The 26,173-nt window shown below is 73.2% G+C and carries 21 protein-coding genes and 1 riboswitch; of the genes, 13 read left to right on the top strand and 8 right to left on the bottom strand.

Annotated features, from left to right (window positions below):
- The first annotated feature begins 265 nt into the window (after positions 1 to 265).
- Positions 266 to 1,858 carry a DUF5691 domain-containing protein gene (locus OHA30_RS22255; protein WP_328915616.1) on the top strand — a complete coding sequence of 531 codons (1,593 nt, stop codon included), beginning with the start codon at positions 266 to 268 and terminating at the stop codon, positions 1,856 to 1,858.
- 320 nt (positions 1,859 to 2,178) lie between these two features.
- Here the strand turns inward: OHA30_RS22255 and OHA30_RS22250 are convergent, their stop codons facing one another.
- Positions 2,179 to 2,592 (bottom strand): cobalamin B12-binding domain-containing protein, encoded by a 414-nt coding sequence (locus tag OHA30_RS22250; protein WP_328915615.1) that lies wholly within the window; start codon positions 2,590 to 2,592, stop codon positions 2,179 to 2,181.
- A 362-nt stretch (positions 2,593 to 2,954) separates the two neighbouring features.
- Between OHA30_RS22250 and OHA30_RS22245 the strand changes: the two genes are divergently transcribed.
- The gene (locus tag OHA30_RS22245; RefSeq protein ID WP_328915614.1) at positions 2,955 to 4,049 is read left to right on the top strand and encodes an esterase/lipase family protein; all 1,095 of its coding nucleotides are present in this window, start codon (positions 2,955 to 2,957) and stop codon (positions 4,047 to 4,049) included.
- Between the two features lie 139 nt (positions 4,050 to 4,188).
- A complete protein-coding gene (locus tag OHA30_RS22240) occupies positions 4,189 to 5,802 on the top strand; it encodes a M23 family metallopeptidase (RefSeq protein WP_328915613.1) in 1,614 nt (537 codons plus the stop codon).
- 242 nt (positions 5,803 to 6,044) lie between these two features.
- Here the strand turns inward: OHA30_RS22240 and pcrA are convergent, their stop codons facing one another.
- Positions 6,045 to 8,531 (bottom strand): DNA helicase PcrA, encoded by a 2,487-nt coding sequence (gene pcrA / locus OHA30_RS22235; RefSeq protein ID WP_328915612.1) that lies wholly within the window; start codon positions 8,529 to 8,531, stop codon positions 6,045 to 6,047.
- 268 nt (positions 8,532 to 8,799) lie between these two features.
- Between pcrA and OHA30_RS22230 the strand changes: the two genes are divergently transcribed.
- Together OHA30_RS22230 and OHA30_RS22225 are read left to right on the top strand one after the other, a co-directional pair.
- Entirely contained in the window at positions 8,800 to 9,912 is a 1,113-nt protein-coding gene (locus OHA30_RS22230) for a C40 family peptidase (RefSeq protein ID WP_328915611.1), read from the top strand.
- A 176-nt stretch (positions 9,913 to 10,088) separates the two neighbouring features.
- Positions 10,089 to 10,243, top strand: a riboswitch (cyclic di-AMP (ydaO/yuaA leader).
- A gap of 7 nt (positions 10,244 to 10,250) precedes the next feature.
- Positions 10,251 to 11,342, top strand: a complete 1,092-nt coding sequence (locus OHA30_RS22225; protein ID WP_328915610.1) for a C40 family peptidase — start codon at positions 10,251 to 10,253, stop codon at positions 11,340 to 11,342.
- A gap of 87 nt (positions 11,343 to 11,429) precedes the next feature.
- Here OHA30_RS22225 and OHA30_RS22220 read toward each other — a convergent pair whose 3' ends face one another.
- The gene (locus OHA30_RS22220) at positions 11,430 to 12,161 is read right to left on the bottom strand and encodes a class I SAM-dependent methyltransferase (protein ID WP_328915609.1); all 732 of its coding nucleotides are present in this window, start codon (positions 12,159 to 12,161) and stop codon (positions 11,430 to 11,432) included.
- 521 nt (positions 12,162 to 12,682) lie between these two features.
- Here OHA30_RS22220 and OHA30_RS22215 point away from each other — a divergent pair.
- From OHA30_RS22215 to OHA30_RS22190, 6 genes are all read left to right on the top strand, one after another.
- The gene (locus OHA30_RS22215) at positions 12,683 to 13,744 is read left to right on the top strand and encodes a C40 family peptidase (protein WP_328915608.1); all 1,062 of its coding nucleotides are present in this window, start codon (positions 12,683 to 12,685) and stop codon (positions 13,742 to 13,744) included.
- Between the two features lie 131 nt (positions 13,745 to 13,875).
- Positions 13,876 to 15,015, top strand: coding sequence for a class V lanthionine synthetase subunit LxmK (gene lxmK / locus OHA30_RS22210; protein ID WP_328915607.1), 1,140 nt, complete (start codon positions 13,876 to 13,878; stop codon positions 15,013 to 15,015).
- Between the two features lie 5 nt (positions 15,016 to 15,020).
- Entirely contained in the window at positions 15,021 to 16,025 is a 1,005-nt protein-coding gene (locus OHA30_RS22205) for a T3SS effector HopA1 family protein (protein ID WP_328915606.1), read from the top strand.
- An 843-nt stretch (positions 16,026 to 16,868) separates the two neighbouring features.
- The gene (locus OHA30_RS22200) at positions 16,869 to 17,843 is read left to right on the top strand and encodes an LLM class flavin-dependent oxidoreductase (protein WP_328915605.1); all 975 of its coding nucleotides are present in this window, start codon (positions 16,869 to 16,871) and stop codon (positions 17,841 to 17,843) included.
- A gap of 130 nt (positions 17,844 to 17,973) precedes the next feature.
- Positions 17,974 to 19,791, top strand: a complete 1,818-nt coding sequence (locus tag OHA30_RS22195) for an ABC transporter ATP-binding protein (RefSeq protein ID WP_328915604.1) — start codon at positions 17,974 to 17,976, stop codon at positions 19,789 to 19,791.
- A gap of 307 nt (positions 19,792 to 20,098) precedes the next feature.
- Positions 20,099 to 20,377, top strand: coding sequence for a hypothetical protein (locus tag OHA30_RS22190; RefSeq protein ID WP_328915603.1), 279 nt, complete (start codon positions 20,099 to 20,101; stop codon positions 20,375 to 20,377).
- A gap of 94 nt (positions 20,378 to 20,471) precedes the next feature.
- Here the strand turns inward: OHA30_RS22190 and OHA30_RS22185 are convergent, their stop codons facing one another.
- The gene (locus tag OHA30_RS22185) at positions 20,472 to 21,455 is read right to left on the bottom strand and encodes a LuxR C-terminal-related transcriptional regulator (protein ID WP_328915602.1); all 984 of its coding nucleotides are present in this window, start codon (positions 21,453 to 21,455) and stop codon (positions 20,472 to 20,474) included.
- A 198-nt stretch (positions 21,456 to 21,653) separates the two neighbouring features.
- On the opposite strand from OHA30_RS22185, the gene OHA30_RS22180 reads away from it, so the two are divergent.
- Positions 21,654 to 22,205 (top strand): hypothetical protein, encoded by a 552-nt coding sequence (locus OHA30_RS22180; RefSeq protein WP_328915601.1) that lies wholly within the window; start codon positions 21,654 to 21,656, stop codon positions 22,203 to 22,205.
- A 51-nt stretch (positions 22,206 to 22,256) separates the two neighbouring features.
- The gene (locus tag OHA30_RS22175) at positions 22,257 to 24,872 is read left to right on the top strand and encodes a LuxR C-terminal-related transcriptional regulator (RefSeq protein WP_328915600.1); all 2,616 of its coding nucleotides are present in this window, start codon (positions 22,257 to 22,259) and stop codon (positions 24,870 to 24,872) included.
- Positions 24,873 to 24,952: 80 nt separating this feature from the next.
- Here the strand turns inward: OHA30_RS22175 and OHA30_RS22170 are convergent, their stop codons facing one another.
- The 4 genes from OHA30_RS22170 to OHA30_RS22155 form a co-directional block, all read right to left on the bottom strand.
- The gene (locus tag OHA30_RS22170) at positions 24,953 to 25,123 is read right to left on the bottom strand and encodes a hypothetical protein (protein WP_328915599.1); all 171 of its coding nucleotides are present in this window, start codon (positions 25,121 to 25,123) and stop codon (positions 24,953 to 24,955) included.
- Positions 25,124 to 25,135: 12 nt separating this feature from the next.
- Positions 25,136 to 25,327 carry a hypothetical protein gene (locus OHA30_RS22165; protein WP_328915598.1) on the bottom strand — a complete coding sequence of 64 codons (192 nt, stop codon included), beginning with the start codon at positions 25,325 to 25,327 and terminating at the stop codon, positions 25,136 to 25,138.
- 463 nt (positions 25,328 to 25,790) lie between these two features.
- The gene (locus OHA30_RS22160; RefSeq protein ID WP_328915597.1) at positions 25,791 to 25,958 is read right to left on the bottom strand and encodes a hypothetical protein; all 168 of its coding nucleotides are present in this window, start codon (positions 25,956 to 25,958) and stop codon (positions 25,791 to 25,793) included.
- A 32-nt stretch (positions 25,959 to 25,990) separates the two neighbouring features.
- Positions 25,991 to 26,170 carry a hypothetical protein gene (locus tag OHA30_RS22155; RefSeq protein ID WP_328915596.1) on the bottom strand — a complete coding sequence of 60 codons (180 nt, stop codon included), beginning with the start codon at positions 26,168 to 26,170 and terminating at the stop codon, positions 25,991 to 25,993.
- Between the last annotated feature and the right edge of the window lie 3 nt (positions 26,171 to 26,173).

Below are 26,173 nucleotides of genomic sequence, written 5' to 3'. Positions count from 1 at the left end.
CGCGGGGCCGGACGGGGAGGGTCCGTCGCATCGGAGGGGGGACAGCGGGAGCGCTGCCAAGCACGCAGGTTCGGACCGGAGCGCCGGGCTCCCGCAGGGAGGTGGCGGGCCGAGGCCGCGGTTCGGGGCCGGGTGCGGCTCGCGTTGCCGGGGGCTCGCGCCCAGGGGGCGGCGTCGCGGTGGGAGAAGGCGAGGAAGCGGGGCTCACAGCGGCGGTTTTGGTACCGCGCGGGGGCTGGGTGTGACGAGGAAGGGGAGCAGTGCGATGAAAGGGGAAGTGATGAGCGTGGCGTGGGACGACCTCGTCGGCAATGCGCTGCTCGGGACCGAGCGGCGGCGGCCCACCGGGGTGGTCGGGGATGCGGAGGAAGCCGCCGAGAGCCTGTTGGACGCCGCGGCGGGCGGGGTCGTACGGCGCCGGGCCGGGGTCGTCCCGGCGGTCGCCGGGGAGCGGCCGCCCGTCGCCCCGCCGGACCCGCGACCCGAGTTGCCGCAGGCGGCCCGGCGGCGGCTGGCCGCGCTGCTCGCGGACCGTACGGCCGACGGCGCCAGAGCCCGGCGAGGCGCGGCGCCGAACCTCGCCGAGCTGCTGCCGCAGTGGCTGGCGGCCGCCCGCCGGGAGGGCTACCGCGCTCCGCCGCCGCTGCTGCCCGCGCTGCTGGACGCCGCCAGGGCCCGTACGGACCTGCGGGCGGACGCCCTGGCGCTCGCGGGACCGCGCGCCCTGTGGCTCGCGGGGCTGAACCCGGACTGGAAGTTCGCCCTGCGCGCGGGCGGCGGCGCGGCCGTGACGGAGGAAGGGGAGCCGCAACGGCTGTGGGAGGAGGGCCTGTTCGCCGAACGTATCGCCCTTCTGACGCGGCTGCGGCTGCGCGACCCGGCCGGCGCCCTCGCCCTGCTCGCCTCGACCTGGCGGAGCGAACGCGCCGAGGACCGGCTGATGTTCCTGGACGCGCTGCGGACGGGCCTGTCGGCGGCGGACGAACCGTTCCTTGAGGAGGCGTTGACCGACCGCAGCCGTAACGTGCGGGCGACGGCTGCCGAGTTGCTGTCCGCGCTGCCGGACTCCGCGCTGGCCGGGCGGATGGCGGCCCGGGCCCGCAGTTGTGTGTCGCTCGGGCCCGAGGGGATCACCGTCGAGGCACCGTACGCCTGCGACCCGGCGATGGAGCGGGACGGGGTGGCCGCGAAGCCGCCGAACGGGCGGGGCGAACGTTCCTGGTGGCTGGGCCAGTTGGTGGACGCGGCGCCGCTGTCGATGTGGCCGGCCCGGTTCGGCGGCCGTACGCCGGAGGAGATCATCGCGCTGCCCGTGCTGGACGAGTGGCAGTCGGACCTGCACGCCGCGTGGTGCCGGGCGGCGGTACGGCAACGGGACACGGCCTGGGTGCGGGCGCTGCTCGGCCCGCCGCCCACGTCCGCCGCGCCGGTCGCGGCGATCGGCGATCCGGCGAAGCTGCTGGCGATCCTGCCGGCGGGGGAACGGGCGGACTGGGTTGCCGAGTTCATCGCGGCGCACGGGCTGTCGGAGGCGTTCCAGATGCTCGGGGTGTGCGCGGTGCCGTGGTCGGGGCCGTTGGGCCGGGCGGTGGTGGACGCGCTGGACATCGCGCGGGACGCGGGCAGTTACCCGTGGAGTTTCAGCGGCGTGATGGGCCTGGCAGAGCGTTCGCTCGACCCGGACGCGGCCGACCAGGTCGCCGTACTGAGCGCGGCGGCCGAGGAACCGCGGGACGGTTCGCCGGGGGCGGTCGCGTACTGGTCGGAGGCGTTCCAGCGCCTGGTCGGCACGCTGCGGCTACGGGCCGCGATGCTGACGGAGCTCCGCCCGCCCCAGCAGGAAGGCGCGCCGCGATGAACCCGCCCCCGCTGCCGCGCACTTGCGCCCAACGCCCGTCGGGGTCACGCGCACCACGGCCACGCGCACCGCGCCGAGCCGGGCCGACGGGCCCCCACGGTCACGCGCGAACCGCCCGCCCAGCGCGGATGTCTCCGCGCGGAGGGGGCCACGGTCACGCGCAACCGACCCGCGCGGAGCGCGGGCCGCACCCCTCGTACACGGGCGTGCGCCGAGCCGCACCCCTCGTACACGGGCGCACCTCAGCCGCGCCCCGGCTTGGGCGCGGCTCGGCGACAAGCCGGGCACGCGCCCGGCCGCAGGGGTCGCGCGGGAGCGGGTTACGCGCCGGCGGGCTGGCGGACGTTCGCGTTGACCCAGGTCACCACGTCGCCGGTGGGCGTGCCCGGCGTGAAGATCGCGGCGACGCCCAGCTCCTTGAGCGGGGGGATGTCCGCCTCGGGGATGATCCCGCCGCCGAAGACCTTGATGTCCGCCGCGTCGCGGTCCTTGAGCAGCTCAAGCACCTTCGCGAAGAGCGTCATGTGCGCGCCGGACAGGATCGAGAGCCCGATCGCGTCGGCGTCCTCCTGGATGGCCGTGTCGACGACCTGCTCGGGCGTCTGGTGCAGCCCGGTGTAGATGACCTCCATACCGGCGTCCCGCAGCGCCCGCGCGATCACCTTGGCCCCACGGTCGTGGCCGTCAAGACCGGGCTTGGCGACCACCACGCGGATGGGTCCGGACACTCCCATGACTGCCTCCATGCGTACGGCTCGCGGGCCGGGTCTGTGAGCCGCGGCACCGGTCGGCTCACCGCAGCGTGAACGAACGTTATCGCCCCCGCCGGGGGCCCGTCAGTTTTACGGGACCCGGGGAGGGGGAAATCACACAGGGGGACAGATTCACCGAGAGTCGGGTCCGCCCAGGTCTCCCCGGCGCGGGACACGCCGGAGCGGCGGGTGGGCCCGGCACGTTCCGCAGGAGCCGCAGCCAGGAAGCCGTATCGCCGCACCTCAGCCGCAGGACACGGCGGTGCGGCCTCCGCTCCGGCTCCCGCCGAGGGCGCGCCCGGAGGTCATCGTCGACCTCCCGACGCCGCGACGGGAGGTGGGCCATGGCCGCCCAGTCGTCGGAGACCGGTCCGGGGGCCGAGCCCGGCCCTCAGCCGCCCGACCATCAGCGATCCGGCCCTCAGTCACCCCGCTCTCAGCACCCCGGCCCTCAGCCGCCCGGACAAGACCGAGCCGACCACGAGCAGCCGGAGGCCGCCGAGCCCGAGGCCCACCGCCACCACTGGTCACTGCCGGGCAGCCGGCTCTGGCGAACCCACAGCGCCGAGCTGGCCCGGGCCACCGCCATCGACCTGGCCCTGCTGGCCGGACATGTGCTGCTCTACCCGACCGGCATGCTGCCCGAGCGCGAGCACTCCCCCGCACCCGCCCCGCCGCCCGCCGACGCCATGGATGCCGCGGACGCCGCCGACACCACGGACTCCGCAGACTCCGCAGACGACACGGACGCCACGCCCGGACCGCGCACCCGGGCCACCTCGCACAACAAGCCATCGGCCCGGCCGCCCGCCGAGCACCCTCCGGTCCTCCTCCTCCACGGCTTCGTGGACAACCGCTCGGCGCTCACCCTGCTGCGTCGTTCTCTGCTGCGGCACGGCTGGCCCCGCGTCCAGGCGGTCAACTATTCGCCGCTGACCAGCGACATCCGTACCGCCGCCGAACTGCTGGGCCCGCTGATCGAGCAGGTCTGCGCCCGGTCCGGCCACTCCGAGGTGGACATCGTCGCCCACAGCCTGGGCGGCCTGGTCGCCCGCTATTACGCGCAGTGCCTCGGCGGCGACGCGCGTGTACGCACCCTGGTGACGATGGGCACCCCGCACGCAGGCACCCGCGCGGTGCCGGCCCTCGCCCCGCACCCGCTGGCCCGCCAGATGCGCCCCGGATCTCCGGTGCTGAAGGAGTTGGCGGGTCCGGCGAAGGGCTGCCGAACACGCTTCGTAGCCTTTTGGAGCAACCTCGATCAGTTGATGATTCCGGTCGAGTCGGCGCGCCTCGAACATCCGGACCTGAGGGCGAAAAATGTCCTGGTGACCGGTATCGGCCATCTCGCACTGCCCGTGCACACGGCCGTAGCTGCGGAGATACGCCGGGCGCTGACCGAAAACGGCCCTTTGCAGGACGCGATCGACGCCGCATAACGGACACATAACGGTCGAATACCGACCGAACACCGGGCAAGGCGGACGCCAGGTCGCCGGAAGAGATTGTGGCGGCTGGGTACAGAGGGCTACAGTCGCCGCTAATTCTCCTGCTGCCGAGGCGAAAGAGAAGCTGGCGGTGAACGCACGTCCCCCGTCGGGGTATACCCCCGATTACGACGCACACGGGTACGACTCCTACTCCCAGGATTCCTACCGGCCCGTCGGCACCACCTACGCGGACGACGCGACCGGCACCTACGCGTACATCCCGCCGCAGCCGGACCCGTTCGGCCAGATGCAGGCCCAGCAGACCCAGCAGTTCCAGATGCAGCAGCCTCAGGTGCCCGCGCAGGGGTACGGCTACGGTCCCGAGGGCTACGCCACCGGATACGAGCAGTCCGCCGCGCAGTCGTACGGCACCGGATACGAGTCGACGACGTACGGCACCGGGACCTACGACACGGGTACGTACGACACAGGTACATACGACACGGGTGTCATCGGCGCCGTCGGTTACGACACCACCGCCTACGACACGGGGTCGCACGCCACTTACGACCCGTACGCGTACGGCAACTCCGGCTACTACGACACCGGCACGTACGACACCAGCGCGCTGTGGCAGGCCGAGCCGCCCACCGCCCAGGCCACTCAGGCCGTCCAGACCCCGGCCGACCAGTCCCAGCAGCCCCAGCAGTCCGCCGCCGGCTATCCGCAGCAGGACTGGGACTCGGGCGCTTACCCGGCGTACGGCTATGGGTACAGCTATGGCTACGGGTACGACGCGAGCGGCGACACCGGCGTCTTCGAGCAGGCGCCGCCCGCGTACGAGAGCCACGGGACCTACGAGCCCCGGCAGACGCCCGAGCCCGTACGGACGCCCGAGCCCACGGTGGCCTACGACCTCGACCCGGACCCCGCGCTCGACGACGTGTTCACGACGACCGCGCTCGCCACCGACGACGTGCCCGAGCGGCACGACTACGCCGGTGACGACCTCGCCGGGCACGGGGAGCCGGTCGCCCGCAGCCGTCGCCGCAAGCCCGCGAAGCGTTCGGCGCTGCTCACCGTCGCAGTGCCGTCCGTGGCCGTGATGGGTGTGGCGGCGGTCGGCGCCGCCGCGGTGGCCGGGGTGGACATGGCCCATGACTCGTCCAGTACGCGGGCCGACGGCCAGGCGTCGGCGAAGGCCCCGACCACGCAGCTCGACCGGCAGCTCGCCGGGGTGAGCCGCGACGCGGACGACTTCGCCACGCGTGCCAGCCGTACGCAGGAGCGGATCGACCTCAAGGACCGCCAGGAGGCGGCGAAGAAGGCGAAGGCCGAGGCGGCGGCCCGCAAGGAGGCGCTGCGGCCGAAGTTCCTGCTGCCGGTGAAGCAGAAGGGGTTGAGCGCGTACTTCGGGCAGGCGGGCGTCAACTGGATGGCGCTGCACACGGGGATCGACTTTCCCGTACAGGTCGGTACTCCCGTGATGGCCGCGACCGATGGAACGGTCCGTACGCAGTGGAACAGCTCGTACGGAAACATGGCGATCGTGACCGCGCCCGACGGTACGGAGACGTGGTACTGCCATCTGAGCAGTACGAAGATTCGTAGTGGCAAGGTCAAGGCGGGGGAGGTGATCGCCTACTCCGGAAATACGGGTAATACCACCGGGCCGCATATGCACTTTGAGGTGCGGCCGAATGGGGGGGCGCCCATTGATCCGCTGCCGTGGTTGTTGGCGCATGGGCTCGATCCCCGCTGATCCTTCGCGGGGCGGTGGGAGAGCCGAACGCGGTGGCGCGTTGGGGCTGGTTTCCGGAACGTCCGCCGGTAGCGGGCTGAGCGCGCAGTTCCTCGCGCCCCCGACCGCAGGGGGTGCCCCCGAGGCCAGTTCCGGACCTTCCGCCCGGTCGATGGCTGGTCGCGCAGTTCCTCGCGCCCCTAACCGGAGGCCGCTGCCTCCAAGGCCCTGGTCCGGAACATCCGTCCGTCGTGGGGCGGGCGTTAGAGTTTTTCGACTGGGGCGTAGCGGAGGAGGAGTTGTTTGGGGCGCTCGTCGCCGAAGTCGATCGTGGCCTTTTCGTCGCCCGGGTTGCCCGTGACCGAGACGACCGTGCCCAGGCCGAACTGGTCGTGGGTGACCCGGTCGCCGACCGTCAGTGAGATCACCGGGCGGTCGCCGGACGAGCGGCGCGTCGCGAAGCCGCCGCTGGCGGAGCGGCCGCCGCCGCGCCCGGCGGAGAGCGTCGAGGAGAGCGACGCCGCCGCCTTGGAGCCGGGCCCCGAAGGTCCCCCGGACGAACCCGTCCGCTTCCACTCGATGAGCGAGTCCGGGATCTCCTCCAGGAACCGCGACGGCGGGTTGTACGAGGGCTGGCCCCACGCGCTGCGCATCATCGACCGGGTGAGGTAGAGCCGTTCGCGGGCGCGGGTGATGCCCACGTACGCCAGCCGGCGCTCCTCCTCCAGCTCTTTGACCTGGCCCAGCGCCCGCATGTGCGGGAAGACCCCGTCCTCCATGCCGGTCAGGAACACCACAGGGAACTCAAGGCCCTTCGCGGTGTGCAGCGTCATGAGCGTGATCACACCGCCGGACTCCGTGTCGTCGTCCGGGATCTGGTCCGAGTCGGCGACGAGCGCGACCCGCTCCAGGAACTCGGCCAGCGTGCCCGGCTCCTCCTCGCCGCGCTCCTGCTCGAACTCCAGTGCCACCGCGGCGAGTTCCTGAAGGTTCTCGACCCGGGTCTCGTCCTGCGGATCGGTCGACGCCTGCAACTCGGCGAGATAGCCGGTCCGTTCCAGCACCGCTTCCAGCACCACCGCGGGCCCGGCGCCCGACTCGACGACCGTGCGCAGCTCGTCCATCAGCGTGTTGAACCGCTTGACCGCGTTGGCCGAGCGCGCCGCCATGCCGTAGGCGTCGTCGACCCGGCGCAGTGCCTGCGGGAAGGAGATCCGCTCGCGCTGCGACAGGGCGTCGATCATCGCCTCGGCCCGGTCGCCGATGCCGCGCTTGGGCACGTTGAGGATGCGGCGCAGGGGTACGGAGTCCTCGGGGTTGGCCAGCACCCGCAGGTAGGCGAGCACGTCGCGGACCTCGCGCCGCTCGTAGAAGCGGACGCCGCCGACCACCTTGTACGGCAGCCCGACCCGGATGAAGACCTCTTCGAAGACACGGGACTGCGCGTTGGTGCGGTAGAAGACGGCGACGTCGCCGGGGCGGGCGTCACCGGCGTCGGTGAGGCGGTCGATCTCGTCGGCGACGTACTGCGCCTCGTCGTGCTCCTGGTCGGCCGCGTAGCCGATGATGACCGGGCCCTCGCCGGACTCGGTCCACAGGTTCTTGGCGCGGCGCCCGGCGTTGCGCTCGATGACGGCGTTGGCGGCCGAGAGGATGGTCTGGGTGGAGCGGTAGTTCTGCTCCAGCAGGATCGTACGGGCCTGCGGGTAGTCCTCCTCGAACTGGAGGATGTTGCGGATGGTCGCGCCCCGGAAGGCGTAGATCGACTGGTCCGCGTCGCCGACGACGCACAGCTCGGCCATCTCGTGAGCCGGCTCGCCGCCCTCGGCTCCGCCCGGCCCGACCAGCTCGCGCACCAGCGTGTACTGGGCGTGGTTGGTGTCCTGGTACTCGTCGACGAGGACGTGCCGGAAGCGCCGCCGGTAGTGCTCGGCGACGTCGGGGAACGCCTGGAGCAGATTGACCGTGGTCATGATGATGTCGTCGAAGTCCAGCGCGTTGGCCTCGCGCAGCCGCGCCTGGTACATCGCGTACGCCTCGGCGAGCTTCTTCTCGAAGGAGTTCTCCGCCTGGGCGGCGAAGGTCTCCTCGTCGATGAGTTCGTTCTTGAGGTTGGAGACCTTCGCGCTGAAGGACTTCGGCGGGAACTGCTTGGGGTCGAGGTCCAGGTCCCGGCAGACCAGCGCCATCAGCCGCTTGGAGTCGGCGGCGTCGTAGATCGAGAAGGACGAGGTGAAGCCCAGCACCTTGGACTCGCGGCGCAGGATGCGGACGCAGGCGCTGTGGAAGGTGGACACCCACATGGCCTTGGCGCGCGGGCCGACCAGCTCCTCGACGCGCTCCTTCATCTCGCCCGCGGCCTTGTTGGTGAAGGTGATCGCGAGGATCGCGCCGGGGTGCACCTGGCGGGCGCCGAGCAGATAGGCGATGCGGTGGGTGAGCACCCGGGTCTTGCCCGAGCCGGCCCCGGCGACGATGAGCAGCGGTCCGCCGGCGTGCTCGACGGCCGCGCGCTGCTGCTCGTTGAGCCCTTCGAGCAGTTGCGCGGGGTCGGTGGCCGGGCGCGGTGCGCCGTCCCGGTAGTACGCGTCGCGCTCGGGCGGCGGCCCGTCGAACCGGTCGCCGAAGAGGCTGTCCGGTACGTGCTCCGGCCCGCCGTCGTCCTCCGGCGGCGGGGGCGCGGAGTCGACCGGCCCATGGGCGGCGGAGTCGAGGCCGGCGAGGAAGTGTTCGTCAAAGAGGCTGCTCATCGCCTCCCGAGTCTAGGCGTCCCCACCGACAGTCCGGCCCGGTTCACCGAAGGACCCGGCGGAGGTGTCCGTACGGGCCCGCGGCGCCGCCCCGCGCCCGTCCCCTCGTAGCCCGTCCGCCACCCTCCGTCACAACTCTCCGCGATCGGCAAAAGATGACGAAAAGGTATCGGGCCTATCGGACATCGGCCTTTCCAGTGGTACCGGGCGTTGGCTACGGTTCCGCACCAACCGCATCCAGGCAGCGGCCGAGAGGAGTCCGCCCGCAATGGCGACACACCGTAAGGCCCGTACCGCGCTACTCAGCTCCCCCGGCCCGCGCGCGGCCGTGGGGCTCACCACAGCCGCCCTGGCCACCGTGACCCTGCTCACCGAGAGCGCGAACGCCGCGCCCGCCAAGCCCGCGCAGCCGTCGATATCCGAGGTGAAGGCGAAGGTCGACTCGCTGATGCACCAGGCCGAGGTCGCCACCGAGCACTACAACGGCGCCAAGGAGCAGACCGACCAGCAGAACACGAAGGTCAACAAGCTGCTGGCGCAGGCCGCGCGGAAGACACAGCAGCTGAACGACTCCCGGCGGTTGCTGGGCCAGTACGCGGCCGCGCAGTACCGGGCCGGCGGCGACGACTCGGCCGGGCGCTATCTGCTCGCCGCCGACCCGGAGAGCCTGGCCGACCAGGCCCATCTGACCGATGTGCTCGGCCGGCGGCAGAAGCAGGCCGTGGAGTCCTACCGGGTGCAGCAGGCCGCGGCCACTCAGCAGCGGATCGAGGCGGCGCAGAGCCTGGCGACCCTCACCACGCAGCAGGCCGGACTGCGGACGGCCAAGAAGGACGTACAGACCAAGCTGGGCGCGGCGCAGCACCTGCTCAACACGCTGACCGCGCAGGAGAAGGCGCGGCTGGCGGCGCTACAGGCCGAGCAGGAGGCCGAAGCGCGGGTGAAGGCGGCCGCGCTGGCGGCGAAGGAGAAGGCCGCGCGGCAGGCCGCGGCCGCCAGGGCCGAGGACGCCCCCGTGCCGGCCGCCAACTCCTCGGTCGCCGACCAGGCCATCGCCTTCGCGCGCAACCAGCTCGGGAAGCCGTATGTGTGGGGCGCGACCGGGCCGGACTCGTTCGACTGCTCGGGCCTTACCCAGGCGGCGTACAAGGCGGCCGGGATCGAGCTGCCGCGGACCACGTACGACCAGGTGGACGTCGGCACCCGGGTGTCGGAGTCGGACCTCCGGCCGGGCGATCTGATCTTCTTCTACAGCGACGTCAGCCATGTCGGGCTCTACATCGGCGACGGCCAGATGATCCACGCCCCGCACACCGGCACGGTGGTCAAAATCGCCCCGATCACCGAAATGCCGTTCTATGCGGCGGCGCGCCCGTATTGATCCCTTGAGGGCGATCGGAGCGCATTGGGCGGTAATGGGTAACGATGCCCCGCACAACCCGTAAGATCACAAAGCGATTTCGGTCACATTGCGATCTAAACTTCCCAAGCCTTGCGCCAGTTGACTACCGTAGCCCGCTAGGTGGCTCGTTCCCCGCCGGTGAAGGTGCCGGCAGCCAGCCGCCTCCGCCTAATCCGGCGACAGCCGGAACCGGGGACCCACCAGCAGTTTGGGGTGAATCGGGGCAGGCGCCGACAGGCGTCCGGCCCGTAGGGCTACCTTTCCGGCCCGAACCCGTCAGCTAACCCGGTCGGCGGCGCATGGAAGGAGTCGCCTCCTTGGCGTCGCACCGCAAGCCGCGCACCCACATACTCTCCTCGGCCGCTCCGCGTGCCGCCGTGGGTATCACCGCCGCGGCCCTCGCCTCGGTCACCCTGCTCAGCGAGAGCGCCACTGCCGCGCCGGCCAAGCCCTCGCAGCCCTCGATCTCCGAGGTGAAGCAGCAGGTCGACGACCTCAACGAGCAGGCCGAGATCGCGACACAGCACTACGACCAGGCCAAGGAGAAGACCGAGAAGCAGCGGGAGAAGGCCAACCAGCTGCTCACCCAGGTCGCCCAGAAGACCCAGAAGATGAACGAGACGCGGCGGGTGCTCGGCCAGTTCGCCGCCGCCCAGTACCGCGACGGCGGCCTGGACCAGACGACCCAGCTGCTGCTCTCCGACAACCCGGAGCAGTTCTTCCAGCAGTCGCACCTGATGGACCGGGTCTCCGCCACGCAGGAACAGGCGCTGGAGGACTTCAAGATCCAGCAGGAGCAGGCGTCCATCCAGCGTGCCCAGGCCACCGCGAGCCTGAACGAGCTGACCACCGCGCAGAACAAGCTCGCCACCGAGAAGAAGAACCTCCAGACCAAGCTGGCCGCCGCGCAGAAGCTGCTCAACAGCCTCAACGCCGAACAGCGCGCCAAGCTCGCCGCGATGCACCCGAAGGTGGCGCCGGTCTCGTCGTCGTCCTCTTCTTCCTCTTCTTCCTCCTCCTCGGCGTCGAACGCGAGCTACACCTACAACGGTCCCGCCTCCGGGCGCGCGGCGGCCGCGATCGCGTTCGCGATGGCCCAGCGCGGCAAGCCGTACCGCTCCACCGGCACGGGCCCGGACTCGTACGACTGCTCGGGTCTGACCCAGGCGGCCTACCACGCGGCGGGCATCACCATCGGGCGGACGACCTGGGACCAGGTCAAGGACGGCACGGCGGTCTCGCAGTCCGAACTGCGCCCAGGCGACCTGGTGTTCTTCTACTCCGGCATCAGCCATGTCGGCATCTACATCGGCAACGGCCAGATCGTGCACGCACCGCACACCGGGGCGGTCGTGGAGGTCGGGCAGATGAGCTGGATGCCGTTCGCGGCGGCGCGCCGGATCGCGTAAGGCGCCGCCTCCGGGCGCCGGGTCGCGTCACCGCCGCTCTCGACTGCCGAGCGCTCAGCGCAGCCGACGCTCTCGGCCGCCGAGCGCTCAGCGCAGCACCAGCAGGTCCATCCAGCTCGTCGCGGGCGCGTCCGGGTCGGCCGCCCGCAGCCGGGCCGTGCCGCGCGCGAACTCCTCGTCGCTCAGCGCCCGCAGCTTGGAGTCGGCGTCCCGGCGCAGCCGGTCCGCGTACTGCCCGAGGTTCGCGGCGCTCTCCTGCGGTACGGCGGCCAGGCTCACCCGGGTGAATCCGGCCGGCGCGAAGGCCGCGCAGACCTGCTCGACGCTCGCGTAGTCGGCGATGCCCCGGGCGGTCTCGGGGAAGAACCGCACCCGCAGGTCGTTGTCGGCCCGGCCGGGGAAGATGTTGCGGATCAGCACGGGGGCCTGCGGCCGGAGCGCCCTGCGCAGTTCGTGGGCCGCGGCCGTGAGGTCGCCGATGTGGTGCAGGACCGAGCCGAGCCAGGCCGCGTCCGCGCAGCCGTCGGCGACGGGCAGCGCCTCGGCGCGGCCGTCCAGCGCCTCGATGCCGGGCTCCGCCGGGATCAGGTCGCGCATCGCCGCCGCGGGCTCGACCGCGAGCACCCGGACGCCGAACCAGTCGCGCAGCGCCCCCGCGAACCCCCCGGTGCCCGCGCCGACGTCGAGCACGGTCATGCCCGGCGCGAGCCCGGCGGCAGCCTCGATCGCCGTACGCCACGCCGTGAGCCCGTCACGCGGGATCTCCCGGGCGAGCCGGTACTGCTCGGCGGTGTCACGGTCGTACGAGATGCCTGCCATCGGTGCTCTCCCCCTGAGTTCGCCGCGGTCCCCATGCCCGGCCGCCGCCGGGCCGCGCCGCCCGCGCAACGATAACCGGGGCCCGACGGCCGGACGCGGGGTGTCCACGGCCGCGCGCCGGGAGCGTGCTCCTGATCGCGGCCGCTCACGGCCGCGTTCGGGCAGCCGGGCGCCGGTGGCCGCAGCCCGGAGCGAGCGGCACCCGACCGCCGGCCTCGCCCCCCGTAGCACTTCTCTGCCGGTCCCGGGCCGGAGCCGGTCACTTCGGTCAGCGATTATCCGGATATGGGCGATTCACCCGTCGAACGGCGGTCGTTCATGATCACACCACGGCCGAAAGAGGGCAGTCCCGATCTCCTGGCCCGGCCCCTCCCCCGGGGAGCCATAGCGTCAGTCCCCGGGTGGCCGGCACCCATTGCCGTCCGAACGCGGACGGCACGGCCGCCCCAGCCGAGGTCCGGCGGCGCGCGTTCCCCCGTACGGGCGCCGCCGGACCCCTCTTGGAAGGAGTGACCGGCCGCATGGCCTCACACAGTCGCCGTCCCGCTTCGCGCAGGGCCTCCCGTACGACCGCCCGCGCGGCGCTCACCCTCGTCCTCGCGTCGGCCGCCTCCCTGATGTGGGGCGAGACCGCGCACGCCGATCCAGGGGCCTCGGTGGCCGGGACCAAGGCGAGGGTCGATGCCCTGTACCGGCAGGCCGAGCAGGCGACGGAGGACTACGACGGCGCGAAGCAGCAGTCGCACGCGGCCGGTGCGGCGGTGGCCGCGCTCCAGGACGAGCTGGCCCGCAAGACCGCGCGGCTCAACTCGACGCGGGACGCCATCGGTTCGATCGCCGCGGCGCAGTACCGCTCGGGATCCCTGGACCCCGGGCTCCAGTTGGCGCTGAGTTCATCGCCCGACAGCTATCTGGAGAAGGCCGGGATGCTCAACCAGCTCGGGGGCCGACAGACCGCGACTCTGGCCCGACTGGCCGCGCAGCGCCAGGACATCGAGCTGACCCGCGCCCGGGCCGACGCCAAACTGGCCGCGCTGCGGACCGCGCGGACCCGGCTCGCGGAGCGGAAGCAGACCGTGCGGACCAAGCTGCACGAGGCGCAGGAACTCCTCGACAGGCTCACCGCCCCGCAGCGCGCCTCGGTCGACGCGTCCGAGGGTGCCGGCCCCGCCGCGCGGACCACCGCCACCCGTTCGCACCTCCGCCTGCCGGTCGTCGACGTCCCGGCGCCCTCCGCCCGCGCCGCCCAGGCCGTGGCGTTCGCCTACCGCGCGCTCGGCAGCCCGTACGTGTGGGGCGCGACCGGCCCCGGCGCGTTCGACTGTTCGGGCCTGACGCAGGCCGCCTGGCGGTCGGCGGGGGTCTCGCTGCCGCGTACCACCTACACCCAGATCAACGCCGGGACCCGGGTCGCGCAGTCGCAACTGCGCCCGGGCGACCTGGTGTTCTTCTACTCCGGGGTCTCGCACGTCGGCCTCTACATCGGCAACGGCCAGATGATCCACGCCCCGCACCCGGGCGCGGCGGTCCGGATCGCGCCGATCTCGGAGATGCCCTTCGCGGGTGCGACCCGGCCCTCGTAGACCTGTCTGTCAGGGGAGAGAAACCGCAGCTCGGGGCCGCCGTCTGACAGGTTGCTGGGAGGGGGGCCGGGCCCTGGGACGCGGGTAACTGTCATTGTCCGGGCCCCGCCCCTGTCCCTAGCTTCATGGACATGGCAGCGACTCTTTCGGCGGAGGCCGACACACCCGTACGGGGCATCGACCCCGTTCCACTCGATGAGGTTCCCGAGGTTGCCGCGGCGATGGAGCGGCTGGGCCTCGGACGGTTCGCGGCGGACGGCGGGTTGACCGGCGTCATGGGCCGCAACGACAACTGGGCCGGCCGTACCGAGAGCGGCCGCGAGGTGTTCGTCAAGCGGATCGGCGGCGAGGGCCCGCACGCCCGGGCCCGCTTCGACCGGCTGTGCGCCTTCGAGGCGGCGCTCGCGGGGACCACACCGAGCGGCTGGCGGGCCCCGGTCTTCCTCGGCGGCGACCGGGACGCCCTGGTACTGGCCTTCGAGCGCCTGGAAGGCGGCCGCGCGGGCCACCACGTGGCCGAGGACGGCGAGTTCGACGCAGTACTCGCCCGCCGGGCCGGCCGCGCGGTCGCCGAGGTGCACGAACTGGCCGTACGCCGGGAGTCGATGGAGGAGCTGCGCGGCGCGGGCCTGCCCGGCCACATCAGGGCGCTGACCCTCCAGGACTACGCGGGCAGCAGCTTCGCCGAGTTGGAGGCGTGGGCGCTGATCCACCACGACAAGGGGCTGAACCGGGCGCTGGCCGCGCTACGGGAGCGCTCCGACGCGGCCTCGCGGGTGCCGAGCCACTGCGATCTGCGGCTCGACCAATTCCTGCTCGTCGGCGAGGAGTTGTACCTCACGGACTGGGAGGAGTTCCGGCTCGCGGACCCCGCGCACGACGTGGGCGGCCTCGTCGGCGAGTGGCTTTTCCGCGCGGCGAGCCGGATGTTCACCACCGCGGACTCCGCTGACGCGGACTCCGTCGGGGACGCGCACGGCAGCATCGTGCGGGGCGGCGAGGACGAACTGACCGCCGTACGGCCGCTGATCACCGCCTTCTGGCAGGGCTACCGCGAGGTGCGCCCGGCCGCGGACCACGATCCGGGCGACCCCGGATTCGCCGAGCGGGTGGTCGCCTTCGCGGGCTGGCACCTGTTCGACCGCATGCTCGCCGGGGCGATGTTCGGCCCCAAACTCACCGGCATGGAACGCGGGGTGGCCGGCGTCGGCCGTGGCGCCCTGCTCAGCCCGGAGCGCTTCGTGGAGACGATCGGTCTGGTGGAGGAGTGATGAACATGACGGCACCACAGACGCAACCCCGGCTCGCGGCGGGCCTCGCCGAGGCGCTGGCCACCGTACGGGTCGACGAGGCCGGCACCACCGCCCGCGTCGGCGAGCGCGAGGTGACCGCGGACTCCGCGCGGGACCTGCGGCGCGAACTCGGCTCCGTGCTCTACGAGGAGTGGCACGCCGGCATCGACCGCCGGGACGGCAGCAGGCGCGGTCCGCACCGCGACCGGCCGTACGAGCAGCGGCTGATCGCCGCTACCCCGCACACCACGTCCACGGCGAAGGCCGTGGTCCGCTCCGAGCCGCGGCCCGGTCCTGCCGGTGAGGTGGTGCTCGCCGAGATCGACCGGGTCCGGGTCGACCTGCCGCTGTCGGCGCTGCCGGCCGGTCCCGTACCCGCCGTGGGCACGGCCGTCGAGGTCGCGCTGCCCGCGGTACGGCCCGCGCTGTCGCCCGGATTCCTGCTGCTCGACGGGCCGTTCGGGCACAGCGTGCACCGGCAGGACGTGCTGCGCGTGTACCTCCACGTCGAGGACGCCGACGCCGCGCCGCTGCTGTGGAACACGACGCTGACGCAGCTCGCCGCGCGGTCGGTCCGCTACCGGGCCAAGGTCATCTCCCGCCCGTGGTCCTTCCCGCGCAGGGACGCCATCGTGGTCTACCTGGGCGCGGAGGACACGGACGAGGCGGTGCTGCTCGCCGAGGCGGTACGCGCGCTGCCCGGTCTGGGCCGGGCCACCTCCCGCTTCGTCCGCGCGCTCGCCCCCGGCGTCGCGGTCGCGTGGGAGCCGCGGGACGCCCGTACGGGCTGGGACCGGATGAGCTTCGGCCAGCACAGGGCGGCGGCGGTGGCGCACGGCGTGATGCGGGGCGCCGCGGGCGGCGACCTTACGGACCTGGTGGCGCGCGCGCTGCTCGACGCCCGGGTGGACCCGGCGGACCCCGCGATGAACGTCGACTCCCCCGCCCTCCCCTCCCCAACGCGAACCCCGTCCCCGATCCCCGCCTGACGCGGGCCGGTACGTGGCCACCGGCCGCCCGCACGGGCGGCGTGCCCCGAGGCCACTCGGCCACCCACACGGGCGATCGCGCCCCGGACCCGACGGCCGCCCAAGCCGGCGGCACCCGCACCGAGCGCCAGGGGCCTCCGGCCGCCTGCACCGGCGGACCGGTCCCGCGACCGACGGACCACGCCCGGACACCCGGGCAGCCGCCACGCGAACCAGGCTTCCCCGGGCCCACCCGGCCGCTTGAACCAGCGGACCGCACCCGCCCCCGCCCCCAACCGACCAACGGCCCCCGGCCACAGGGCCGGTACAGCCGGCGGCTCCGGCCCAGATGTCGGGCACCCGGAACAGCAGACCCAGCCAGGCCCATGGCCGCCTGAACCGGCGGACCCCGCCCGACCCCCGTCCCCAACTGACGAACCGCCCAACGGCCCCCAGCCGCAAGGCCACCGCGGCCAGCAGACCCAGCCCCGATGTCCGGCACCCGGACCAACAGGCCCCGGGCCCCCGGCCCATGACCCACCGCTTGGCCGGACGCACCACCGAGTCGACGGCACGGGCGAGCCGTGTCCCAAGCCGCAACAGCCGCCTGCACCGGCGGACTCGCCCGACCCCGTCCCCAACCGGCCGCCCGAACCGGCGGACCTCGCCCGACCCCCGTCCGCGTGGAACGCCCCCGGCACACCCGGCCGCCTGGACCGGCGGACCTCACCCGGGGGACGGGCCGGCCGGTGGGGGTCGGCCGACTGCACGTAGCCGCTCGGCGGGCGGTAGGGACCGGCCGCCGGCTTCATCCGTCAACGCCCCGGCCGCAGGCCGCCCGCACTCACCCGAGAGGAGGCTGCTGTGACCAGCACCCGCACCAGCAGCGAACACGTCTCCGTGCTCTTCCCCCAACAACCGCACGACGCCGACGAGTTGCGACCCTTCGCCGATCTCGTCCAGGACGGCCCCGCGGCCCGGCTGTGGATGGGCCAGTCGCTGGCCGTCGAGACGCACGCCACGTTCTCGTACCTCGCCGGGACCGGCTACCGCATCCCCGTCGGTATCTGCGTGGCCCTCGCCGCGCTCCGGCACCCCTTCGACGCGGCCCTCCAGGCGCGTTCCGTGGCCCGGCTGATGGGCCACGCCCCGACCATCGGCTACGGCGCCGCAGACCCCGGCTTCGTCTCCCGGCTGCACGGCGCGCCCTACGCCAAGCCCGCCGCGTTCGTGCGGGAGTACGTCGGAGCCGTCGCCGCGCTGATCGACGGTGGCGTCCCGACGGCCGGGACCCACTTCCGCATCGCCCAGCCGCTGCCCCCGATGGAGGCGCCCGCCGTCGAGGTCGGCGCGGGCGTGCTGCGGCCGGGCATGGCGAAGGCGGCCGGTCGTACCGCGAGCGCGGCGATCACCTGGATGACCCCGCCCGGTTACGTACGCGACGTGCTCGTGCCCGCGCTCGACGCGGGCGCGGACGGCACCCGGCCCCGGCCCCGCGTCGTGACCGTCGTGCACGCCGCCGTGGCCCGCCCGGGCCGCAACCCGATGCTGCTGGCCCAGCACAGCGCGGGCAACCACCTGCGCGCCCCGCACTACACCGACATGCTGCGCCGCGCGGGCCTCGACGTGGACGCGGCCGACCCGGTGTCCGGCGCCCGTGAACTGGTCGACGAGGGCGTGTACTTGTACGGCAAGCCCGGCGACATCACCGCGGGTCTGCGCGCGTACTTCGACGCGGGTGTGGACGAGGTGATCCTCAACCCGATGGGCGTCAGCGCGGTGCACGGCCCGGAGGCGGGCCTCGAAGACCTCCGCGACATCCTCGCCGAGGTCGGCTGAGCGCCTGACGCCCGCCCGGCGCGAACCGTAAGGCCGCCGCCGTACAAGCCGCAACCCACCCCAGCGCGAACGCCCGAGCACCACCCCGGCCCCTCCGTCCAACCCCCGCCGCCCGAGAAGGAGTTCAGCCATGCCCCGATTCCCCGGAGGCCCCGCGGAAGGGCCGATCCGCGAAGAGTTCCGCCGCCGCCGCTTCCAGGCGGCCCTCGCCTTCGTACTGATCCTGGCCGCCGCGGGCTCCTCGCTGTGGGTGCCGATGTCCGTCAAGCAGGTCGTCCAGGACCTCGGTAGCCACAAGTCCCCGGTCTGGTCGGTGATCACCCTCGGTCTGCTCGCGCTCGGCGGGGCGATGGCCGGCGCCTGGTCGTCCTTCCTGCTCGGCCGGATCGGCGAGTACGCGATCCTGGAGACCCGCGGCCGCGTGGTCAGGCACGCCATGTCGATGCGGCTGCTGGACGTACGGCGGATCGGGGCGGGCCAGTTGGCGGCCCGGGTCACCACGGACGCGGCGCAGCTGCGGTCGATGGTCGACGTCGGCGTCACCGCGCTGCCGGTGTCCGCGCTGATCTCGGTCGTCTCGCTGGTGCTGATGGGCCTGCTGGACTGGGTGCTGCTGCTGATCGTGGTCGTCACGTTCCTGGTCGCGGGCGCGGCGATCGCCGTCTTCGTGCGCAACGTCCGCAAGGGTCTGACCGAGCAGCAGGAGGCGCTGGGCTCGCTGGCCCAGGCGTTCACCGCCGCCCTGGGGTCGCTGTCGACGATCAAGGCGAACCGCGCCGAGACGAGCGCGGCCCGCGCGGTGACCGCCGAGGCGGAGACCGCCACGCACGCGGCGATCTCCGCCGACCGGGCGCAGGTGTTCATCAGCCCGCTGATGGGCCTCGGGCAGCAGATCGCGATCATCGGGGTGGTCGCGGGCAGCGGCGCCCGGCTGGCCTCGGGGGCGCTGGCGCCCGCGGACTTCGTGGCCTTCCTGATGTATCTGTTCCAGCTGATCGCCCCGCTGACCACGGTGGCCTCCGGACTCGGCCGGGTGCAGGCGGGTCTGTCCGCCTCGGGCCGTATCCGCGAACTGCTGGGCATGCCGGTCGAGAATCCGGGCCCGGACCACGAGCCGCCCGCCGTCGCGGGCGCGCCCGCGCTGCGGCTGCGCGGTCTGACCGGCGGGTACGACGGCGAGCCGGTGCTGCACGGTGTGACGCTGACCGTCCCGGCCCGCGGTCTGACCGCGCTGGTCGGCCCGTCGGGCGCGGGCAAGTCCACCGTACTGACCATGGTCGAGCGGCTGCTCGAACCCACCTCCGGCAGCGTGGAGTTGCACGGCGTCCCGCTCGACCGGTGGCCGCTGACCGCGCTGCGCAGCCGGATCTCGTACGTCGACCAGTCGTTCACCCTGCTGGACGGCACGGTCAGGGAGAACCTCACGCTCGGCCTGCGGACGGCGGCCGGCGGGGACGTGCCGGACGACGCGCTGCTGGACGCGCTCGCCATGGTCGGCATGGACCTGGTGGTACGCGCGCTGCCGGACGGCCTGGACACGCGGGTCGGCGGGGCGAGCGACCTGTCGGGCGGCCAGCGGCAGCGTCTCGCGCTGGCCCGGGCGCTGCTGTCGGACGCGGACGTGGTGCTGCTGGACGAGCCGTCCTCGCAACTGGACGGCGTCAACGAGCAGTTGCTGCGCAAGGCGGTGGACCGGCTGGCCGCCGACCGGGCGGTCGTGGTGGTGGCCCACCGGCTGTCGACCGTGCAGCACGCGGACCAGATCGTCTTCGTCCAGGACGGCGAAGTCCTGGGCGCCGGGCCGCACTTCGAGCTGCTGCGGGAGTGCGAGGGCTACCGCTCGCTGGTCAGCGGGCAGAACGGTACGGGCGCGGGCTCGTCCGCCGAGGCCGAGGCGCCCGCAGCCCTCATTCCGGCGACGCCGGAGCCCGTACCGGCCGGGCGCTGAGGGGTACGCCCTCGCAGCCCCACACCACCACGACCCCACACCCCCACGTCCCGACACTCACACCGTCACCACTCAATCGCCACCCACGGCACAGACAAACACACACGTCACAGGGGTCGCGCGGGCTCTCCACGCCCGCGCGACCCCTCCCGTTTGGCAGGAATGTGCGGGGCAGCATCCTGGCCTCCGCGATTGGGGACAGGGGTCGCTCCGAGGTGATTACCTCTTCACAGAGGGCAACGCACCGCGAAACCGGCGGACCGGAGCCCTGAACCCCCGCCCACCACCACGGACTTGGAGTTTCGCCATGCTCGCTACGCTGCGTATCGCCTCCCTGACCCTCGGCACCTCCGCGACCGTCGCGGTGACCGCCGCATGCGGAGCGCTCGCGGTGGCCGCGATCACCGGGCAGCACCTCGTACCGCGGCCCGCCGCCGTCTCCTCGGTGGACTTCGAGCGCGCGTCGGCGCCGATCGTCCCCGCCGACTTCGTCTGGCCGGTGCGCGCCGCGCACGCCGCGCACGCGGAGTTCGTCCGGCCGTCCCACGCGCTGCGGGTGACGCCCGCCGACTTCGTCTGGCCGTGACCGCGGCGCACCCGGCCGGCCGCCGGGGGCCGAGCGAGCCCCGGTCCCGTCGCCCACGGTCCCGCCGCCCCCGGCCGCGTCGGGACCGTGGGCGTCAGACCCAGTCGAGCCGCGCGGCCTTCACCCCGGCCTCGAACCGGCTGGACGCCTTGAGCCGGTCCATCAGCTCGGCCACGATCCGCCGCTCGGTCCGCACCCCGATGCCCAGCGCCCGCGACACCACGTCGTCGGTCGCCCCCGCCGCCAGCAGTTGCAGCAACTGTCTTTCCTGCGGGGTGAGTCCGCTGGCGAGCCGCGCGGCCGGCCGGCCCAGCGGGGTGGCCCGCTCCCAGTACGCCTCGAACAGCGCGAGCATCGCCTGTACGACGGGCGCGCTGTGCAGGATCAGGGCGGTCGGCTGGTCCCGGCTCGGCAGACCGGCCACCACCGCGGTGGTGCCGTCCACGATCAGCAGCCGCATCGGCAGCGTCGGCGACGTACGGATTTCACTGCCGCGATCGGCCATCCATGTCGCGTACTCACGCGTCGTGCGGTCCTTGGCGATGCTGTCGAGATAGAGGGTACGAAAGCGCACTCCCCGTTCCAGCGCCCGCTCATTGAGCGGGCGGCCGGCTTCTATCGATTCCTCCGTGAGAGCGGTGTCAGGATGAAAAGCGACCGATTCGCGGCTGCATGCGGCGGCCAACGATTCCAGCCGGGCCCGGATCTCGTCGATTCCCACGACTTCCTCGGACTCCTCCAGCGCACCCGCCCGGCCCTGCGCGGTGTACTCGGCGGCGAGCGAGGCGAGTGCGGCCCTGCTCTGCTCGATCCGCCGCTGGCGTTCGGCGAGTTCGCGCTGCTCACGCTGGAGCAGGACACCGAGGCCGACATCGGGTCTGACCGCCCGCAGCCGGCCGGGCTCCTCCCAGGAGGGCGCGAGCAGCGACAGTTCGGTCAATCGCCGGACCGCCGCCGTCACCCGGTCCTGCGATAAGTCCATGAGTTTGGCGAGAGCTTCGGGGTCGGTCTCGTGGTGCAGAAGTACGGCCCGGTAGACGGCGAGCGTCTCCTGATCCAGATCCATCTCGTCCGACAAGGAACAGTCACCCCTTCGACCTCACGGGCACCACCGGACAGGGCATGGCTCAGCGCGCAAACGCAGAGAAGTTTATCGGTAGGGCGCACGTAAATCGTCCGGGCATTCGATCTCTTCTGCCCCATCCAACCCACGACATCACCCCCTTCTCAGTAATCGTTTTCGAACTGCCCGGAACTGTCAGGAAAGGGAGCCCTCGTGTCCGCACCCACCCCGCCCGGCCGGCCCGTCTCTCCCCTCCCCCGGGTCGCGCTCGTCGTCGACGGCTCCCGTGGGCCCGGCCGTATCGTCAGCACCCGGCTCGCCACGGGCGGCGCGGCCGTCGCGGTGGCCGCCACGGGGAGCAGCGGCGGGGCCGCCTTCCTCAGCAAGGAGCTGACGGACCAGGGGCTGACCGCCCTGCCGTACCGGGTCGGCCCCGGCGATCCGGCGGGCCTGCCCGGGCTGTTGGCGGACATCGCGGCCGATCTCGGCCCGGTCGACCTCCTCGTCTACCTCCCGCCGCCCGGCTGTACGTCTCCGTTACCGGGACCCGAGGTGATCGCCGCGCTGGCGGCCTCGGGCCGGGCCGCCCATGTCATCGCGGTGGCCGCCCCGGGCACCGACCCCGGCGCCGGCCCGCCACCCGTGAGCACCGGTCGGGTACGGGTCAGCGTCGTACGGCTGCCCCCCGGGCCCCCGGCCCCTGACGACCGCGTGATCGCGGCCGCCGTGCTGCTGCACGACCTCGGCGACCCGGGCGGCCGCTGATCCGCGACCCCCACTTCCGACGACGAACGCCCTTTCACCCAGGAGGAGTTCATGCCCATGCGACGTGCGTCCCGGTTCGCCGATCCCGCTCCGGCGGACCCGCCGCCCCCGGCGTATCCGGCGCTCCCGGCGCTCGTCGGCCGGGACCAGGACGTGCGCGAAGTCCTGGGCCTGCTCGCCGAACCCGAGTTCTGGGGAGTGCAGTTGCACGGTGGCCCCGGCATCGGCAAGTCCCGGCTGGCGCGGGCCGTCGCCGCCGCCGTGCCCGGCCAGGTGCTGACCGTCGACCTGCGGACGTACGCCGAGGCGGAGAGCGAGGCGGAGGGCGAGGCCGGCCCGTACCACCCCGCCGTCCTGGCCGTGGCCGAACTCCTGGGCGAGCGGGACCCGTTGGAACTGATCGTGCTCGACGGACTCGACCGCCTCTCCCCCGCGGCCCTGCGGCACGTACTCGACACCGCCCGCGCCCGCGCCGACCGCTGCCTGGTCGCGCTGCGGCAGCCGGTCGATGTCGCCGGGCTGCGCCCGTACCGGGTCTGCGCGCTGCCCGTACCGCTGGACTCCAGTGCGCTGGACCTGGCCGGACTCGCCCGCGTCGCGTCCGTACGGCTCTTCGCCGACCGGGTCCGCGATCTCCACCCCGGCTTCCGGGTCGACCACGCCAACCAGCATCTCGTGGCCCGGATCTGCGCCGAACTGCGCGGGGTGCCGGACGCCCTGTGCCGGGCCGCGCAGGTCGCGGGGACGGAGGGCCTTGAGGCGTTCTCGGCCGCCGTGGACGAGCGGTCGGCCCCCGCGCGCACCGACCTGGCCGCGCTGGTCGACTCGTACGGCGGCTCGTACGGCTCCCGCGCGTCCGGCGCCGAGGGGACCGCGGACACCGAAGGGCTCGACCCGGTCGCGCTGCGGCTGCTCGGCCACGCCCGGGTCTTCACCGGCGGCTTCGGCGCGGAGGCCCTGCGCACGGTCGCCGGGGTCGGCCGCTCCGACGCGCTGGAACCCCTGGTGGCCCGCCATCTGCTCGCCGTGTCCGCGCTGCCGTCCGGCACGCTCGACGGCCTCGCCCGGGTACGGCTGCACCTGCCCGCGGCCTCGGTCGCCGCCGCTGCCGCCGCGCTGCCGGACCCCGCCGACGCCCGCCGGGCGCACGCCCGTTACTACGCCGGCCTGGCCCGCGCGGCGGCCCGGCGGATTCGCGCGGGCGACCAGTACACCGGGGTGGCCGCCTTCCACGGCGAGGAGCGCAACATCGGCGCCGCCCTGGAGACGCTGCTGGCCGCCGGGGCGTACGACGAGGCCGTGGACCTGGTGGACAGCGCCTGCCACTACTGGCGGGCCACCGGACGGCCGTTCGCCTGGGCCACGCGGCTCGCATTGCTCGAAGGGCTCTCGGGGGCAGGGGAGTTCGAAGCCAGGAACGCTGTCGGGGCGGGCGCGGGGGCCGCCGCCGCCACGCCCGCCACCGCCGCCCGGGCCGGGCTGATCCAGGCCGAGGCACGGGCCAGGGCGGGCGAACCCGAGGCCGCCCGCGTACAGATCGCCCTCGCCGAGCCCGCCGCGGCCGCCGACCCCGCACTCGCCGCCCGCCTGCTGCACGTACGCGGCCTCACCGAGCACCACGGCGTCCCGGGCGCGTCCGTCGCCCTGTTGCGGCAGTCGCTCGTACGGTGGCGCGAGGTCGGCGACCGGCACGCGGCCTGCCACGTCCTGCTCGACCTCGCGGCCGCGCACTTCTTCGACGGCGACGCGGAAGCGGCGACGTTGCTGGCCCAGGAGGTCGTCGCGGACGCGGTCTCGCGCGCCGACTTCCTCAACAGCGGTACGGCGCTGCTCCAGTTGAGCGCGTACGCGGCGGCGGGCGGCCGGGCTGCGGGCGGTTCGGGGGCAGGCGGTTCGGCGGCGGGCGGTTCGGGGGCAGGCGCTCCCGGGCCGGACGGTCGGGTGGCGGGCGCCGCGGCCCGCGCCGAGGAGTACTTCCACCGGGCGCTGGCCAGCCTGCGCGGGCTCGGCGCGGTCGCGGTGCTGGGCTCCTTCGTCCGCGTGGTCGCGGGCCCGATGCGTCCCGGCATGTCGGACCGGGCGTTCGGCACCGTACGGCTGCTGGGCGGCTTCTACGCGTCCCGCGAGGCGATACTCGGGGCGGCGTCGGTGCCGGACTTCGCGGTGAGCGGACTCGAACAGCCTTTGCGGCGGCTGCTCGGCGACCAGGACTTCACGCGGGCCCTGCGGGAGGGGGCGGCGCTACGGCTGGTCGACCAGATCGCGCAGTTGGGCGGCGGTACGGTGCCGGTGCCGTCGGCCCTGTCGGCGGGCTTTCCCGGCGTTCCGGGAGCGGTCGGCGTCTCCGGCGGGTCCGGTGCCGGCGGGGTGCCCGGCCTCACCGGCAGCCCCGGCGTGCCCCTCGCGCCGCCGCGCGCGCCCACCACGTACGCGACCGGGAACCTCTCGGCCGGCTTCGGCGGGGTCCTGACCGCCCGGCAGTCGGAGGTCTGCGAACTCGTCACCGAGGGCATGAGCAACAAGCAGATCGCCCGCCGTCTGCAGATCTCCGAGTGGACCGTGGTCAACCACATGCGCGAGATCATGCGCAAGCTCGACTGCACCTCCCGGGTGGGCGTCGCCAGCCGTGTCCTCACCCACCGCGCGGCCGAGGCGCGGACCGCGTGAGCGACGGCCCCGCCCGGAACGCGCCGCGGCCCTGCTCTCCCCTCGCGGGGAGGCAGGGCCAAGGCGTTCATGTGCCGTTGTTACCGGGCGAAGCTGACGCTGATCACCGAGACGCCGGGCGGCCCGGGAAGGGAGACCGAGAACGGCCAGGTGATCGTCTCGGCGGCGAGTCCCGGGGCGGCCGTCTCCTGGAGGACGGCGTTCGGCGTGACGTACGCCGCGTGGCCGGCCATCGGATCAGCGGAGTCCATCGGCCGCGAACCTCACACCTCGACGGGCTGGTTCACGAAGCTGACCGAGACGCTCCAGGACAGGGACAGGCTGTAGGAGATCGAGATGGAGATGGAGATCGAGCTGTCGGGGGCCACGGTGGCGGAGGTGGTGGCCATCTCCTGGAGGACCGCGTTCGGGGTGGTGTAGGCGGCGTATCCGGCCATCAGGTCGCCAGTGTTCATGGGAAACTCCTTGGTCTCGTCCGACGGATTCTTTCCTTTCCCGGAGGGATTTCCGGGCGGCTTCTCCGTCTGCCTCAATAAGACCAGAGGCGGCCGGGCCAACGGAATAGCAGCATTCGGGCCGCAATTGTCGGCCCCTTGTCAGCGATTCCCTGTCCGGACGCGGTCGCCGCCATGCCGTTCTGCCATGGGGATGACAGATCCGAACCCTCTGCCAGACAAGCGGACGGCCCTGTCACGCCCGGACCGGCGTCGCCCTCTCACCGCCCCCGCCGGCGGGCGTGCGGTCCGCGCACAGCGCGCGCGCTGCGCGACCCCGCCCGCCGGATGGCGCCGACCGGAACGGCGCCCGACGAATGCGCCGGACGCCGAGGAGCAGTGCGGGGAATGCCGGAACGCGCCGCGGCCCTGCTCTCCCGTTGGGGAGGCAGGGCCATGGCGTACTTCTGCTGTGCGGTTGTCGCTACTGCGGTTGCGGCGCCACGAAACTCAGGCTCACCGTGACGCTGAGCGTGATCGTGATCGACGCTGTGGGCGGCGTCTGCGTCGCCCCCGTGGTGGCCAGTTCCTGGAGAACGGCGTTCGGCGTGACGTACGCCGTGTAACCGCCCATCAGGTCAGAGGTGTCCACGTCCTCTCCTCTCCGCCGCTTCGCGGCCCCCGCTACTGGGCGTAGGGCAGGCTCGGGTTCAGGGACACGCCCTGGACCGAGAGCGACGGCCAGTACGAGTACGACACCGAGATCGGCAGCTCGCTGACATTGCCGGCGGCGGCCATCTCCTGGAGAACGGCGTTCGGGGTGGTGTACACCGCGTAGCCGCCCATGAGGTCGTCGGTAGCCATGGT

The sequence above is a fragment of the Streptomyces sp. NBC_00223 genome (assembly GCF_036199905.1).
Classification (GTDB): domain Bacteria; phylum Actinomycetota; class Actinomycetes; order Streptomycetales; family Streptomycetaceae; genus Actinacidiphila.
This window is presented reverse-complemented; position numbering and strand designations above follow the sequence as displayed.

Excerpts from the sequence above, each read along its gene's own strand:
- pcrA (WP_328915612.1), bottom strand. The coding sequence starts at position 8,531 with ATGAGCAGCCTCTTTGACGAACACTTCCTCGCCGGCCTCGACTCCGCC.
- OHA30_RS22170 (WP_328915599.1), bottom strand. The coding sequence starts at position 25,123 with ATGGACTCCGCTGATCCGATGGCCGGCCACGCGGCGTACGTCACGCCG.
- OHA30_RS22190 (WP_328915603.1), top strand. The coding sequence starts at position 20,099 with ATGCTCGCTACGCTGCGTATCGCCTCCCTGACCCTCGGCACCTCCGCG.
- OHA30_RS22250 (WP_328915615.1), bottom strand. The coding sequence starts at position 2,592 with ATGGGAGTGTCCGGACCCATCCGCGTGGTGGTCGCCAAGCCCGGTCTT.
- OHA30_RS22195 (WP_328915604.1), top strand. The coding sequence starts at position 17,974 with ATGCCCCGATTCCCCGGAGGCCCCGCGGAAGGGCCGATCCGCGAAGAG.
- OHA30_RS22155 (WP_328915596.1), bottom strand. The coding sequence starts at position 26,170 with ATGGCTACCGACGACCTCATGGGCGGCTACGCGGTGTACACCACCCCG.
- OHA30_RS22215 (WP_328915608.1), top strand. The coding sequence starts at position 12,683 with ATGGCCTCACACAGTCGCCGTCCCGCTTCGCGCAGGGCCTCCCGTACG.
- OHA30_RS22255 (WP_328915616.1), top strand. The coding sequence starts at position 266 with ATGAAAGGGGAAGTGATGAGCGTGGCGTGGGACGACCTCGTCGGCAAT.
- OHA30_RS22165 (WP_328915598.1), bottom strand. The coding sequence starts at position 25,327 with ATGAACACTGGCGACCTGATGGCCGGATACGCCGCCTACACCACCCCG.
- OHA30_RS22245 (WP_328915614.1), top strand. The coding sequence starts at position 2,955 with ATGGCCGCCCAGTCGTCGGAGACCGGTCCGGGGGCCGAGCCCGGCCCT.
- OHA30_RS22205 (WP_328915606.1), top strand. The coding sequence starts at position 15,021 with ATGACGGCACCACAGACGCAACCCCGGCTCGCGGCGGGCCTCGCCGAG.
- OHA30_RS22175 (WP_328915600.1), top strand. The coding sequence starts at position 22,257 with ATGCCCATGCGACGTGCGTCCCGGTTCGCCGATCCCGCTCCGGCGGAC.
- OHA30_RS22230 (WP_328915611.1), top strand. The coding sequence starts at position 8,800 with ATGGCGACACACCGTAAGGCCCGTACCGCGCTACTCAGCTCCCCCGGC.
- OHA30_RS22220 (WP_328915609.1), bottom strand. The coding sequence starts at position 12,161 with ATGGCAGGCATCTCGTACGACCGTGACACCGCCGAGCAGTACCGGCTC.
- lxmK (WP_328915607.1), top strand. The coding sequence starts at position 13,876 with ATGGCAGCGACTCTTTCGGCGGAGGCCGACACACCCGTACGGGGCATC.